Below are 14,031 nucleotides of genomic sequence, written 5' to 3' on the forward strand. Positions count from 1 at the left end.
CGGCAGACAGGGCGGGCGGTGCCGGGCGGGGCGTGACCGAATCCTCGAATGCGCGGACCCGCATCTGCCGGCCCACCGGGACCCCGCACGCCGACCCCGCTCCCGACCCCGGCACGGCGTCACCCCGGCCGCACAACTCGCCCCCACCGCCCGGCCCGTGGTCCCGCACCGCGCGTACGTACGAGGGGCGGGGCCCGGCCCGGCCAGGACGCGGACCTGCTCCCCGGGCCGGACCTCGGAGCCGTGGGCCCCGCGGCTCCCGAGGTGTACGTGGAGACGCTCCCAACGCTCCCCGAGGACCGCATGATGGGGGTCGTGCGGGCCGGACACCCTTTGGTGGAAGGGGAGTTGACGGCGGAGCGGTTCGCGACGGAGGCCGGTCACCTGATCGTGTCCCGGCGGGGCAGGCTGCACGGGCCGGTCGACGAGGCGCTCGCCGAACTCGGCCTGGAGCGCCGGGTCGCGGGCGTGGTCGGGACCTACCCGTCCTCCCTGTTCGTGATCCGGGACACCGACCTCGTCGGCCTGACCAACTCCTGGGCGCTGCCGCTCGCGGCCGCCCTCGACCTGGTCACCTTCGAGGTGCCGCTGCGCCTGCCGCCGCTGAGGCTGGGGCTGGCCTGGCATCCGCGGCACGAGGCCGACCCGGCGCACGCGTGGCTGCGGCGGACGGTGCGGGAACTGCTCGCGCAGTGGTCGGACGGTCAGCTCACCGGGCCGGACAGCCGCTTCTCGAACCAGTGGTCGCCGTAGACGTGCTCGGTGTAGGGCGGGATCTCCCTGTAGCCGCACGACCGGTACATCGCCTGCGCCTCGGTGAGCGAGGCGTGGGTGTCGAGCCGCAGGACGGTGAGGCCGCGGGCGGCGGCCTCCGTCTCCAGGGCGCTGAGGATCCGGCGGGCCAGGCCCAGGCGGCGGGCGTCCGGGTGCACCCACACATGGCGGAGCTCGCCGATGCGCGGCTCCAGTCGGCGCAGTGCGCCGCAGCCCACGGGGCGGCACTCCTCGTACGCCACGAAGAACGCGCCCGCCTCCCCCGAGACCTCCTCGGGACCCACCAGGTCGGACGGGTCGAAGCCCTCCGGGAAGCGGGCGTCGATGTCGGCGGCGTAGGCGTCCAGACAGGCGCGGGCGTCGGGGGCGGCGCCGTCGACCGGGGCCACGGTGATCGCGGCCAGCCGCAGCAGGCGCTGTGCGGTGCTCATCGCGTCGGTGAGTTGCTCGCGCTGGGCCCTGGTGAGTCCGTCGAGCAGGCCGGCGGCGAGGGCGTCGGCCCGGCGGTTCTGCTCCTTGAGCTCGGTCCGTCCGGCGCGGGTCAGCTCGATCATGCGCAGCCGGCTGTCGTCCGGGTGGACGCTGATCCGGACCAGGTCCTGCGCCTGGAGGGTTTTCGCCATCCGGCTCAGATACCCGGCGTCGAGGCCGAGCCGGGTCCTGAGCTCGCGCAGCGAGACGCCCTCGCCGATCTCGAACAGCAGCCGCGCCTCGCCGAGCGGGCGGTCCTGGCCGAGGTAGTGGTCGTCCAGGGCGCCGATACGGCGGGTGAAGTAGCGGTTGAACCGGCGGAACTCCGCCACGTGCTGTGCCGACACCGGATCCATAATCTTTGACTGTAGTCAAAGGATTGTGGAGGCGTCCACCATCCTGACATTCCGGTTTCCTGACCCCACCCGCACCCCTATGCTGATGGTTTGTCAACAACGGACGTGAGCAAGGCCTTTGCACGCATCGGGGGAGTCGCGTGACTACTACATCTGTGCCTCGGCAGCCGCAGTCGGCTCCACCGGGCCCCGCCACCCCGCCGCACGCCAGTGAGGCGACCCGGCTGCTGTGCGCGGGCACCTATCTGGATTCCGGTTACCGGGACCGGGTCATCGAGCAGCTCCACCTGAACGAACAGCGGATCGTGGCGCCCTCGCTCGGCCTCGACGCGGCCCGGGTGCTCGCGCACGCCCTGCGGGCCCGGCGCCAGGAGCTGCTGTGGGCCGGGCTGATCCTGGGCCTGTGGGTGATCGGGGTGCCGCTGACCGGCGGACTGCTGTTCGGGTTCCTCGTCCCCAGCCTGCTGCTCGCGGCCGCCTCGTGGGTCCGGGGCAAGGGCGCGAACCCGCCGCTGTACCGGTGGCTGCCGGCCTTCGTCATGCGCTGGTGGGGGCGCCTGTTCTTCGCGATCTTCCTGATCCTGGCCCTCGTCGTCGCGTTCGGCGGAGGCGAGGACGACTCGTCGTCCTACGGCGGCTCGGGGTCCTTCGGCGGCTCGTACGGCTACGGCGATTCGTACGGCTCCTACAGCGGCTCCTCCTCCGGCCTGTCCGACCTGCTGTTCCCGAACGTCGACGGGGTGAGCGGGCTGATCGGTCCGCTGCAGGCCTGGCTGCTGATCGTCGTCTTCGCGCTGATCGCGGTGTGCGTGGCCGCGCAGCGCGGCCAGTTCGCCAGGGCGGTCGGCGCCGAACTGTCCCCGCAGCGCTTCCCGGACGCGGCCGGCGACCCCGCCGAGCGCGCCGAGGGGCAGCGGTTCCAGCGGCTGAAGCGGCGCATCCGGACCGAGCAGCACGCGCCGCTGGTCATGTACCACGAGAAGCGTCCCTTCTGCGGCGCCGGGTTCGCCTACGAGACCTGGGTTCTCGCCGTCGAGCTCAGGCCCGACGCGACGAAGAAGGAACAGCTGCCGCTGAACAACCGCGCCGTCCTGGAGAAGATCCGTCCGCTGCTCGAACAGCTGCGGCTGCCCTCCGAGTTCGCCGGGCACACGGTCCGCGACCGGCTGCGCTGGCTGGAGATCGACGAGTGCGTGTTCCTGCCCGCGGAGGGGCTGCGCCGGCGCGAGGAGGCGCCGTACCACCCGCAGGCCTTCGAGGACCACCGGGCGCGCGCGGTCGAGGAGGGCGCCGAGAAGCGACGGCACTTCCTGCGGATCCGGGTCGGCGGCTGGGAGGAGGAACTGGTCGTCACGGTCTTCGTGCGCGTCCACACCCAGGGCCGCATGCTCATGCTGGAGATCGCCCCGCATGTGCTGCTGCCGGTGCGCGAGGACTTCAAGGACGCCGACCGCACGGCCCACACCTACCGGCACAACAACGCGCTCGGCAAGGCGGCCTGGGCGGTCGCCCGGGTGCCGGGCTCCGCGGCCCGCTCCCTCGTCACCCTCGGCCGGGGCGTGGCCTACGCGTGGAAGCTGCTGACCGGCGGCTACGCGGGCGCGCTGCCCGACGGCCCGGCGCTGTCGGTGCGCGAGCTCGGCTCGATGGACGAGGGGTCCCGCTTCCAGGAGATGGACGCCTACCGCTACCTCAGGAGCGTGCAGGACCGCATCGCGCACGGCGTGCTGAGCGCGCTGGCCGAATCCGGTTACGAGACCGGCGAGTTCGTCCAGAAGATCGTGAACATCAACAACGGCGTGCACGTCGAGGGCGGTGTCCACGGCAGCACGTTCGCGGCGGGCACCCACGCCACCGCGTTCTCCACCACCGCCTCGCAGAAGGGAACCAGCGCCCATGGCAACGGATGAACCAGGCGTCAGCATCAGCGGCGGTGTCCACGGCAGCACCTTCGCGATCGGCAGCCACGCGCACGCCGAGAGCCACCACGGCACGGCGCCCGGGCGGGACGAGGCCGCCGAGGCGCTCCTGACCGCCGTACGGGAACTGCGCGAGGACCTCACGCGCCTCAGGGCCACCGACGAGACGGCCGCGCTGGACACCGCGCTGGCCGAGACGGAGGAGGAGATCGTCACGACAGGGCAGGCAGGACCGACCCGCCGGGAACGCCTGCGGGCGCTGCTGGACGACTCGCAGGCGCTGGTCGGCCTGGTCGCGTCGGCGGCTGCGGTGGCCGGGCTGCTGGGGTTGTGAGCGCAGGCGTACGGTGCCCTCTGTGCGGGACACGGTGAGCCGGCCCGCACGGCACGGGCGTGAACGGGGGACGCGGTGAGTGGGAAGGGGACGCCATGAGCGGGGGCGTGCGGTACTGGAACGAGGAGACGCAGCGGTGGGAGGAGGGTGACGGGAGCCGGGCCGCGACCGGTCCGGTCACTCCGCCGCCCCCGGCCCGGCCGGACGCGGTGCCGTCGGCCGACGCCGCGCCTTCTGCGGGACCGGCCGCGCCCGTGTGGCCGCCGGCGGCCGGGTCCGACCGGGCGGGGGCGGGTCCTGACACGGCCGCGGGGTCCGGCTCCGCGGAGCCGTCGGCGTCCACCGTCCCTTCGCCGCCCGCGAGTTGGCCCGGTGCCGGTGACGGCAGTACCTGGCACGGGCCCAGTACTCCCGACGCTCCCACCGCCCCCGGCGGCGGCTGGTCCTCCGTCGAGCAGATCGGCGGCGGATCCGTCCCGTCGCCCGAGTGGTCGGGGTCCGCCTGGTCGACCGGAGGTCAGCCGGCCGTCCCCGAGCCGCCCGCCGGGACGAACCGCAGGCTCCTGTGGTCCGCGCTCGTCGGTGTCGCCGCCGTCGGGGTCGCCGTGACCCTGGTGCTGACCCACGTCGTCGGCGGCGGCCAGAACGACGACAAGGCCGGGCCGAGCCCGTCCCCCACCGGGGTCGTCTCGCAGCAGAGCGGTCCCTCCGGGTCGCCGACCCCCTCGCCGACCGAGGACACGGCGTCCCCGCTCGCCTCGGCGCCCGAACTCCCCGCCGGGTACGAGCTGTACGAGGACAAGGAGGGCTTCCGTATCGCACGGCCCGAGGGCTGGTCGCGCACCAGCGTCGCCTCCAAGTACGGCATCGACGTGGTCAACTACCGCAGCACGGACGGCAAACGCCGGCTGCAGGTGTACCAGGTCGCGGAGGAGTCCCCCGAGGCGTCCTTCAAGCTGTACCTCTCCGCCGACACCCCCAAGCCGGACGGTTTCGAGAAGCTGGACCTCCAGCCCGTCGAGGAGGACGGGTTCACCGGCGAACGTATGGAGTACCGGGCCGACACCCTCAGCGGCGAGCCGGACATCGGCCCCTGGCACGTCTACGACGAGCGGTTCGTCGCCCAGGACGGCTTCATCTACGCGATCGCCGCCTACGGCCCGGAGAGCGACGGCGGCCAGGACGAACTGGAACTCCTCACCACCGCGCTCTCCGGATTCTGCGCGCCCTACGCCTGCGACGCCGCGTCGATCGACTGAACCGGCGCCGCCCACACCTCCTGCCATACCTTTCGCCCTGTTCTGCCTGCATTTTCAGTGAGCCAGCCCACTTTCGGCCAGCGGTTGCGCATGCAATCGAGGCGCGGGGGAATGCGACGACGGTCCCCGTCAGTGACACCCGTGTGACACAGGGGAACCGAACAGGAACGGAAGGCAACACCGATCATGGCCGGACAGCACGTGCGGCAGGAGCCGCAGACCATCCACGCGGGCGGCGAGTGGCGCGCAGCCGTCTCCGGAGCCACCCGCGAGATCCTCGATCCCGCCGACGCGCGGCCGTTCGCCGTGATCGCCGAGGGGGACGAGAAGGACACCGATCTGGCGGTCGCCGCCGCCCGCCAGGCCTTCGACTCAGGACAGGGCCCCTGGCCGCTCACCCCCGTCGCCGAACGTGCCGCGCTGCTGCGCCGCGTCGCCGATCTTCTCGTACGCGACCGCGAAGAACTCGGCCTCCTGGAGAGCCGGGACGCGGGCAAGACGGTGGAGGAGGGCCGGGTCGACATCGACTGTGTCGCCGACGCCTTCCGCTACTTCGCCGACCTGGCCGCCGGTGAGTCGTCCGGCCGGGTCGTCGACGCCGGCTCGACCGACATCCACAGCGTCGTCGTCCACGAACCCGTCGGCGTGTGCGCGCTGATCACCCCCTGGAACTACCCGCTCCTCCAGGCCAGTTGGAAGATCGCCCCCGCGCTCGCGGCCGGCAACACCTTCGTGGTCAAGCCGAGCGAGATCACCCCGATGACGACGATCGCGCTCATCGAGCTGCTCGTCGAGGCCGGCCTGCCCGAAGGCGTGGCCAATATCGTGACCGGTCCCGGCCACACCGTCGGCGCCCGGCTCGCCGAGCACCCCGACGTCGACCTGGTCTCCTTCACCGGTGGCCTGGTCAGCGGCACCAAGGTCGCGCAGGCGGCCGCCGTCTCGGTGAAGAAGGTCGCCCTCGAACTCGGCGGCAAGAACCCCAACGTGGTCTTCGCCGACGCCTGCGCCACCCCCGAGGGCTTCGACACCGCCGTCGACCAGGCCCTCAACGCCGCCTTCATCCACAGCGGCCAGGTCTGTTCCGCCGGCGGCCGCCTCATCGTCGAGGAGTCCGTGCGGGACCGCTTCGTCGCCGAACTCGCCCGCCGGGCCTCGAAGATCCGCCTCGGCCGCGGCACCGAGGACGGCGTCGAGTGCGGGCCGCTGGTCTCCGAGCAGCAGCGCGCCAAGGTCGAGTCCTACGTCGCCTCCGCGCTCGCCGAGGGCGCGGTGCTGCGCTCCGGGGGGCAGCGCCCCGCGCCGTCGCCCGAGCGCCCCGCCGACGGCTACTTCTACGAGCCGACCGTCCTCGACCGCTGCCACCGCGAGATGCGGGTCGTGCGGGAGGAGGTCTTCGGGCCGGTCCTCACCGTCGAGACCTTCCGCACCGAGGCCGAGGCGATCGCCCTCGCCAACGACACCGAGTACGGCCTCGCCGGTGCCGTCTGGACCGCCGACGCCGGACGCGCCCGCCGGGTCGCGGGCCGGCTGCGCCACGGCACCGTCTGGATCAACGACTTCCACCCCTACCTCCCGCAGGCGGAGTGGGGCGGCTTCGGAAAGAGCGGAGTGGGCCGCGAGCTCGGTCCCGCCGGACTCGCCGAGTACCGCGAGAGCAAGCACGTCTACCAGAACCTGGCGCCGAAGCCGGTCCGCTGGTTCGCAGGCTGAGCGCACTCGCCCTCCTCTCCTCTCTCTCAAGACCTCCCTGGAGTACCCCCATGTCCGAGATCAAACAGGAGTACGACTACGTCGTCGTCGGAGGTGGAACGGCAGGCTCCGTCATAGCAGCCCGCCTCACCGAGAACCCCGATGTCACCGTCGCCGTCATCGAGGGCGGCCCCAGTGACGTCGGCAGGGACGACGTCCTCACCCTGCGCCGCTGGATGGGCCTGCTCGGCGGCGAACTCGACTACGACTACCCGACCACCGAGCAGCCGCGCGGCAACTCCCACATCCGGCACAGCCGCGCCCGGGTCCTCGGCGGCTGCTCCTCCCACAACACCCTGATCGCCTTCAAGCCGCTGCCGTCCGACTGGGACGAGTGGGAGGAGGCCGGCGCCAAGGGCTGGGGCGCGGTGCCGATGGAGGCGTACTACGCCCGGCTGAAGAACAACATCGTCCCGGTCGACGAGAAGGACCGGAACGCCATCGCCCGTGACTTCGTCGACGCGGCCCAGAAAGCGCTCCAGGTCCCCCGCGTGGAGGGCTTCAACAAGAAGCCCTTCGACGACGGCGTCGGCTTCTTCGACCTGGCCTACCACCCGGAGAACAACAAGCGCTCCTCGGCGTCGGTGGCGTATCTGCACCCGGTGATGGACGAGCGGCCCAACCTCACGATCCTGCTGGAGACCTGGGCGTACAAGCTGCAGTTGGACGGCACGCGTGCCGAAGGCGTGCACGTGCGGGCGAAGGACGGCCAGGAGAGCCTGATCAGGGCCCGCCGCGAGGTCCTGCTGTGCGCGGGCGCCGTCGACTCGCCCCGTCTGCTGCTCCACTCCGGCATCGGTCCCCGCGAGGACCTCGAAGCCCTCGGCATACCCGTCGTCCACGACTTGCCGGGCGTCGGCGAGAACCTCCTCGACCACCCCGAGTCGGTGATCGTCTGGGAGACGAACGGCCCGATCCCCGAGAACTCCGCGATGGACTCCGACGCGGGCCTGTTCGTGCGCCGCGACCCGGACCACGCGGGCCCCGACCTGATGTTCCACTTCTACCAGGTCCCCTTCACGGACAACCCCGAACGTCTCGGGTACGAACGCCCGGCGTACGGCGTCTCGATGACCCCGAACATCCCCAAGCCCAAGAGCCGCGGCCGCCTCTACCTCACGAGCGCGGACCCGGAGGTGAAGCCCGCCCTCGACTTCCGGTACTTCACCGACGAGGACGACTACGACGGCCGCACCCTCGTCGACGGGATCAGGATCGCCCGCGAGATCGCGCGGACCGAACCGCTCGCCGGCTGGCTGAAGCGGGAGGTGTGCCCCGGCCCCGACATCACCGGTGACGAGGAGCTGAGCGAGTACGCCCGCAAGGTCGCGCACACCGTGTACCACCCGGCGGGCACCTGCCGTATGGGTGCCGCCGACGACGAACTGGCCGTGGTGGACCCCGAGTTGAGGATCCGGGGCCTGGACGGCATCCGCATCGCCGACGCGTCCGTGTTCCCGACCATGACCGCCGTGAATCCCATGATCGGGGTGCTCATGGTCGGTGAGAAAGCCGTAGACCTGCTGGGAGGTGGTGCGTGATGAGTACGACCGCGACCATGGAGAAGCCGCCGACGACGGACGAGGCGGTCTTCTCCGTCGACGGCCTGTGGAAGGTCTTCGGCCCCAAGGCGGACCGTGTTCCCGAGGACGCCGAACTGTCCGCCCTCGACCCCGCCGACCTGCGTGCGCAGACGGGCTGCACGGCGGCCGTCCGCAACGTGAGCTTCGACGTCCGCAAGGGCGAGGTCTTCGTCGTCATGGGCCTGTCCGGCTCCGGCAAGTCCACGCTGGTGCGCTGTCTGACCCGGCTGATCGAACCGACGGCCGGCACCATCTGCATCGACGGCGAGGACGTCCGCGCGATGGACAAGGCCAAGCTGCGCGAACTGCGCCGCCACCGCGCCGCGATGGTCTTCCAGCACTTCGGCCTCCTCCCGCACCGCACGGTCCTCGACAACGTCGCGTACGGCCTGGAGGTCCAGGGCATGGGCAAGGCCGAGCGCCGGGCCCGGGCCGCCGAGGTCGTTGCCAAGGTGGGCCTGGAGGGCATGGAACAGCGCAAGCCCTCCCAGCTCTCCGGCGGCCAGCAGCAGCGCGTCGGCCTCGCACGGGCGCTCGCGGTGGACCCGCAGGTCCTCCTCTTCGACGAGCCCTTCAGTGCCCTCGACCCGCTGATCCGGCGGGACATGCAGGAGGAGGTCGTCCGCCTGCACCGCGAGGAGGGCCGCACGATGGTCTTCATCACCCATGACCTGAGCGAGGCGCTGAAGCTCGGTGACCGTATCGCCCTGATGCGCGACGGCAAGGTCGTCCAGCTGGGCACCCCGGAGGAGATCGTCGGTTCCCCGGCCGACGGCTATGTCCGCGAGTTCGTCCGGGACGTGCCGCGCGAACAGGTCATGACGGTCCGCCGGGCCATGAAGCCGGGCGACTGCGCGGGACCGACCCACCCGGGCGCACTGGCCCCGGACTCCGTCGTCGCCGACGCGATCAAGGTCGTCGCGGGCAGCGGCCGGCCGGCCTGCGTCGTGGAGAACGGACGGTGCCTCGGCGTCGTCGACCACGAGCGGCTGCTCGGCGTGGTCGCAGGAACCGAGCTCGGCAGGGGAGCTGCCGGAACCGAGCCGGGCGGGGGAGCTGCCGGAACGGAGCTTCGCAAGGAGGCCGTCTGATGGCCACCGTCACCGCGTCCGCGCCCCGCGCGTTGCCCACCGGACTGCTCAAGCACCGCGCCGTCCAGAAGATCCTGCTCATCGCCCTCGCCGCCGCCGTCCTCGTCCCCCTCGCCAACGCCCGCTGGGCCAGCGGCAGTTGGCCGACCGCCCTCACCGTCGACCTCACCAAGCCGCTGGGCAGCGCGAGCGACTGGATCATCGACAACCGCGACAGCCACCCGCTGTTCCTCTACTTCTTCGGCTACATCAGCAACGCGGTCGTGATCTCCGTACACGCCGTGTACCTCGTCCTGCTCGGCGCGGGCTGGGCCGGGGTCACCGCGCTCGGCGCCCTCGTGGCCTGGCGTGTCGCCGGCGTCCGGCTGGCCCTGGGCACGGCGGCGGCGTTCCTCGCCTGCGGTCTGCTCGGCATGTGGGTCCCGACCATGCAGACGCTCGCCCTGATGGTCGTCGCCGTGCTCGCCTCGGTCGTCGTCGGCGTCCTGCTGGGACTCGCCGCCGGACTGTCCCGCCGCATGGACAAGATCCTGCGCCCGGTCCTGGACACCATGCAGGTCATGCCCGCCTACGCCTATCTCCTCCCGGTGGTCCTGGTCTTCGGCATGGGCGTGCCCGCCGCCGTCCTCGCGACCGTCGTCTACGCCGCCCCGCCCATGGCCCGCCTCACCGCCCTCGGCCTGCAGGGCGCGGACAAGGAGGTCCTGGAGGCCGTGGAGTCGCTCGGCACCACCGCCCGCCAGCGGCTGCTGACCGCCCGTATCCCGCTGGCCCGCAAGGAACTCCTCCTCGGCCTCAACCAGACCATCATGATGGCGCTGTCCATGGCCGTCATCGCCTCCGTGATCGGCGCCGCCGGCCTCGGTGACCGCGTCTACCAGGCCCTGGCCTCGGTCGACGTGGGCGCCGCCCTCGCGGCCGGCATCCCGATCGTGCTGCTGGCCGTCGTCCTGGACCGGGTGACGGGCGCGGCGGGCGCGGCGGGCGCCGCGGACGACACCGAGCGACAGGGACGCGCGGGATGGGCGTACGCCCTCGCCGGGACCGTCGTCGTGGCCGTCGCCGGGCGGCTGCTGGGCCGTCTCGACTGGCCCGACGCCTGGACCCTGAACATCGCCGAGCCCGTCAACCGGGCCGTCGACTGGATGACCGCCCACCTCTACTCCGGTGTCCCCGTCGTCGGCGGCACCGCCGACTGGGCCGGCCACTTCACCACCTGGGTCCTCGACCCGGTCCGCGACGGGCTCCAGGGGCTGCCCTGGTGGTCCGTGCTGCTCATCGTCGCCACCCTGGCCTGGCTGATCGGCACCTGGCGCACCGCGCTCACCGCGGTCCTCGCCATGGCCGCGATCGGCGTGCTCGGCGTGTGGACACCCGCGCTGGACACCCTGTCGCAGGTCCTCGCGGCCGTCGCCGTCACCCTCGTCCTGGGCTTCGCGACCGCCGTCGCGGCGGCCCGCAGCAACCGCGTCGAACGGCTGCTCCGGCCCGTCCTGGACGTCTTCCAGACCATGCCGCAGTTCGTGTACCTCATCCCGGTCGTGGCGCTGTTCGGCGTGGGCCGAGCGCCCGCCGCCGCGGCGGCCGTCGTCTACGCGCTGCCCGCCGTCGTCCGCATCACCACACAGGGCCTGCGCCAGGTCGACCCGGCCGCGATGGAGTCCTCCAAGTCGCTCGGCGCGACCAGCTGGCAGCAGCTGCGGCAGGTCCAACTCCCGCTCGCCCGGCCCGCGTTGCTGCTCGCCGTCAACCAGGGCGTGGTCCTCGTCCTCGCCGTCGTCGTCATCGGCGGTCTGGTCGGTGGCGGCGCGCTCGGCTACGACACCGTCTTCGGCCTGGCCCAGGGCGACCTGGCGACCGGACTGGTCGCGGGAGCCGCCATCGTCTGCCTCGGCCTGATGCTCGACCGGGTCACCCAGCCGACGGAACGCCGCACGGGGAAGGGAGCCTGACATGCGCCTCCGTACGATCGCCGCGATGAGCTCGTTGGTGCTGCTCACCGGCTGCGGTGCCGCCGACATGACCAAGCAGGCCTCGCCCTTCGCCAACGCCCAGGGCGCCAAGAGCCTGACCCTGTCCGTGCAGTCCTGGGTCGGCGCGCAGGCCAACGTGGCCGTCGCCCAGTACCTCCTCGAACACAAGCTCGGCTACCGCGTCGACACCGTCCAGGTCGACGAGGTGCCCGCCTGGGACGCGCTCAGCCAGGGCCGGGTGGACGCCATCCTGGAGGACTGGGGCCACCCCGAACAGGAACAGCGCTACGTCAAGGACAAGAAGACGATCACGCCGGGCGGCGGACTCGGCGTGACCGGGCACATCGGCTGGTACGTCCCGACGTACTTCGCCAAGCAGCACCCGGACGTCACCAACTGGAAGAACCTCAACAAGTACGCCTCCCGGCTGCGCACCGCGGAGAGCGGCGGCAAGGGCCAGCTGATGGACGGCTCCCCGTCCTACGTCACCAACGACAAGGCGCTGGTGAAGAACCTGGGCCTCGACTACCAGGTGGTGTTCGCGGGTTCGGAGGCCGCGCAGATCACCCAGATGAAACAGTTCGCCAAGGAGAAGAAGCCCTTCCTGACCTACTGGTACGCCCCCCAGTGGCTGTTCGAGAAGGTCCCGATGACCGAGGTGAAGCTGCCCGCCTACAAGGAGGGCTGCGACGCGGACCCGGCGAAGGTCGCCTGCGCCTATCCGCACACCCCGCTCCAGAAGTACCTCAACACGGACTTCGCCAAGTCCGGCGGCAAGGCGGCGGCCTTCCTCAAGAAGTTCAAATGGACGACCGAGGACCAGAACCAGGTCTCCCTGATGATCGCCGACCAGAAGCTGACGCCGGAGGACGCGGCGAAGAAGTGGGTGGACAGCCACCCGTCCACGTGGAAGGCGTGGCTGTCCTGAACACGCTCTCCTGAACGAGTGGCTGTCCTGAACACCCCTATTGCCGAAGGCTGTCGGCGATCTCCCGCAGCTGACGGGCCGCCCTCCGCTGAAGCCCCGGCCCGAACGTGACGCGAGTGGCCCCGAGTGCACCGAGTTCGGTGGGCGAGGGGCCCTCGCCGTCCAGCCGCCCGAACACATTGAGCGGCCCCTGGATCCCGGACCGCAGCAACGGCAGTACGTCCACCGGGGCGCCGATCGGATAGACGCAGTCGGCACCCGCGGCGACATACAGCGCGGCCCGCTCGATGGCCCGCTCGGGATCGCCGTCGCCGTAGGAGAACGTGTCCACGCGGGCGTTGACGAACAGCTGGTCACCGGCCGCGTACCGCACCTCGGCGAGCCAGTCGGCGTGCCGGTGCGGGTCCTTGAGGGTCCCGTTCTCGGAGTCCTCCAGGTTGCAGCCCACGGCCCCCGCCTCCAGCAGCCGCTCCACCAGCTCCTTCGGGGCCAGCCCGTACCCACTCTCGACGTCCGCCGACACGGGGATGTCCACGGCCCCGCAGACGCGCGCCACCGCGGCGAACATCTCGTCGGCCGGCGTCGACCCGTCCTCGTGACCGAGCGCGGCCGCCATCCCGGCGCTGGGTGTGGCGAGCGCCGGGAACCCCGCCTCCTCGCACACCCGGGCGCTGACCGCGTCCCAGGGGCCGGGCAGGACGAGGGGGTCGCCGAGGAGGCGGTTTCTGTGCAGCGCGCGAAACACCTCGGCCTTGCTCACGACCGGTGACCTCCCGCCGGGATCCGGCGGGCGACCATCACCCGGTTCCAGTTGTTGATGGCGACGATCAGAGCGACGAGATGGGCGAGCCGCCCGTCGTCGAAGTGCTTGGCGGCGCCGGCGTACACGTCGTCCGGTACGAAACCTCCCCCAGAGCCGAAAGCCTGGGAGGTGCCCCCAGTCAGGACCGTCACCGCCTCCGTCAGCGCGAGCGCGGCCCGCTCCCGCTCGTCGAAGACGCCCTCCGCCTCCTCCCAGCCGGCGAGCAGATCCAGCTGCTTCTCACTCACCCCGTGCTCGCGGGCGATCGCGAGGTGCATGTCCAGGCAGAACGCGCAGTGGTTGAGCTGCGAGGCCCGGATGACGACCAGTTCCGCGAGGGCCGGGTCACCGAGCCCCTGTTTCGCGGTGGCGCTGAGCGCGGACAGGGCCCGGCCGACCTCGCGGTCCAGGACGTCCGTACGGCTCACTGGTGCTGCCCCGCCTCGTAGTGGCCCGGCACCATGCGGCACGTCACCCCGAACCGGTTCCACGCGTTGATCACCGTGATCGCGGCGATCAGCTGGGCCAGCTCAGCCTCCTCGAAGTGCTTGGCCGCGTGGTCGTACACCTCGTCCGGCACGAACCCTTCGGTGAGGACCGTGACCGCGTCGGTCAGTTCGAGGGCCGCGACCTCCTTCTCCGTGTAGAAGTGCTTGGACTCCTCCCACGCCCCGAGCTGGATGATCCGCTCGACGCTCTCACCGGCCGCGAGGGCGTCCTTGGAGTGCATGTCGAGGCAGAACGCGCAGTGGTTGAGCTGCGAGGCACGGATCTTCACCAGCTCGAGGA

At 71.7% G+C, this 14,031-nt stretch carries 12 protein-coding genes and 1 pseudogene; 9 read left to right on the plus strand and 4 right to left on the minus strand.

The genetic code is table 11. The features are described 5' to 3' along the window. Positions 1 to 165 precede the first annotated feature (165 nt). Positions 166 to 753 (plus strand): annotated as a pseudogene (locus tag ACFVYN_RS09345) (LysR substrate-binding domain-containing protein); the annotation flags it as partial. Here ACFVYN_RS09345 and ACFVYN_RS09350 read toward each other — a convergent pair. After that, on the minus strand, positions 705 to 1,601 hold the full coding sequence (locus tag ACFVYN_RS09350) for a GNAT family N-acetyltransferase (RefSeq protein ID WP_389994835.1): 897 nt from the start codon (positions 1,599 to 1,601) through the stop codon (positions 705 to 707). The pseudogene ACFVYN_RS09345 and the gene ACFVYN_RS09350 sit on opposite strands and share 49 nt — an antisense overlap. Positions 1,602 to 1,741: 140 nt before the next feature. Here ACFVYN_RS09350 and ACFVYN_RS09355 point away from each other — a divergent pair, with 140 nt between their 5' ends. From ACFVYN_RS09355 to ACFVYN_RS09390, 8 genes are all read left to right on the plus strand, one after another. Further along, entirely contained in the window at positions 1,742 to 3,511 is a 1,770-nt protein-coding gene (locus tag ACFVYN_RS09355; RefSeq protein ID WP_389994838.1) for a hypothetical protein, read from the plus strand. Continuing rightward, a complete protein-coding gene (locus ACFVYN_RS09360) occupies positions 3,498 to 3,854 on the plus strand; it encodes a hypothetical protein (RefSeq protein ID WP_389994841.1) in 357 nt (118 codons plus the stop codon). Before ACFVYN_RS09355 ends, ACFVYN_RS09360 begins: the two co-directional genes overlap by 14 nt. A gap of 95 nt (positions 3,855 to 3,949) precedes the next feature. Next, positions 3,950 to 5,113 carry a hypothetical protein gene (locus ACFVYN_RS09365; protein ID WP_389994844.1) on the plus strand — a complete coding sequence of 388 codons (1,164 nt, stop codon included), beginning with the start codon at positions 3,950 to 3,952 and terminating at the stop codon, positions 5,111 to 5,113. Positions 5,114 to 5,299: 186 nt separating this feature from the next. Then, positions 5,300 to 6,826: an aldehyde dehydrogenase family protein gene (locus tag ACFVYN_RS09370; protein WP_389994847.1), complete on the plus strand. Its 1,527-nt coding sequence runs from the start codon at positions 5,300 to 5,302 to the stop codon at positions 6,824 to 6,826. A gap of 50 nt (positions 6,827 to 6,876) precedes the next feature. Then, positions 6,877 to 8,406, plus strand: coding sequence for a GMC family oxidoreductase (locus tag ACFVYN_RS09375; protein WP_389994850.1), 1,530 nt, complete (start codon positions 6,877 to 6,879; stop codon positions 8,404 to 8,406). Further along, a complete protein-coding gene (locus ACFVYN_RS09380) occupies positions 8,406 to 9,539 on the plus strand; it encodes a glycine betaine/L-proline ABC transporter ATP-binding protein (RefSeq protein ID WP_389994853.1) in 1,134 nt (377 codons plus the stop codon). Before ACFVYN_RS09375 ends, ACFVYN_RS09380 begins: the two co-directional genes overlap by 1 nt. Continuing rightward, the gene (locus ACFVYN_RS09385) at positions 9,539 to 11,491 is read left to right on the plus strand and encodes an ABC transporter permease (protein ID WP_389994855.1); all 1,953 of its coding nucleotides are present in this window, start codon (positions 9,539 to 9,541) and stop codon (positions 11,489 to 11,491) included. Before ACFVYN_RS09380 ends, ACFVYN_RS09385 begins: the two co-directional genes overlap by 1 nt. 1 nt (position 11,492) lies before the next feature. Next, positions 11,493 to 12,440 (plus strand): ABC transporter substrate-binding protein, encoded by a 948-nt coding sequence (locus ACFVYN_RS09390; RefSeq protein ID WP_389994858.1) that lies wholly within the window; start codon positions 11,493 to 11,495, stop codon positions 12,438 to 12,440. 37 nt (positions 12,441 to 12,477) lie between these two features. Here ACFVYN_RS09390 and ACFVYN_RS09395 read toward each other — a convergent pair whose 3' ends face one another. From ACFVYN_RS09395 to ACFVYN_RS09405, 3 genes are all read right to left on the minus strand, one after another. After that, a complete protein-coding gene (locus tag ACFVYN_RS09395; protein ID WP_389994860.1) occupies positions 12,478 to 13,200 on the minus strand; it encodes an isocitrate lyase/phosphoenolpyruvate mutase family protein in 723 nt (240 codons plus the stop codon). Beyond that, positions 13,197 to 13,670, minus strand: coding sequence for a carboxymuconolactone decarboxylase family protein (locus ACFVYN_RS09400; protein ID WP_389994862.1), 474 nt, complete (start codon positions 13,668 to 13,670; stop codon positions 13,197 to 13,199). Before ACFVYN_RS09400 ends, ACFVYN_RS09395 begins: the two co-directional genes overlap by 4 nt. Beyond that, positions 13,667 to 14,031 (minus strand): carboxymuconolactone decarboxylase family protein (locus ACFVYN_RS09405; RefSeq protein ID WP_389994864.1); only part of this gene is annotated, 365 nt, incomplete at its 5' end. The genes ACFVYN_RS09400 and ACFVYN_RS09405, both read right to left, overlap by 4 nt.

It is taken from the genome of Streptomyces sp. NPDC058307, from assembly GCF_042880295.1.
GTDB lineage: Bacteria > Actinomycetota > Actinomycetes > Streptomycetales > Streptomycetaceae > Streptomyces.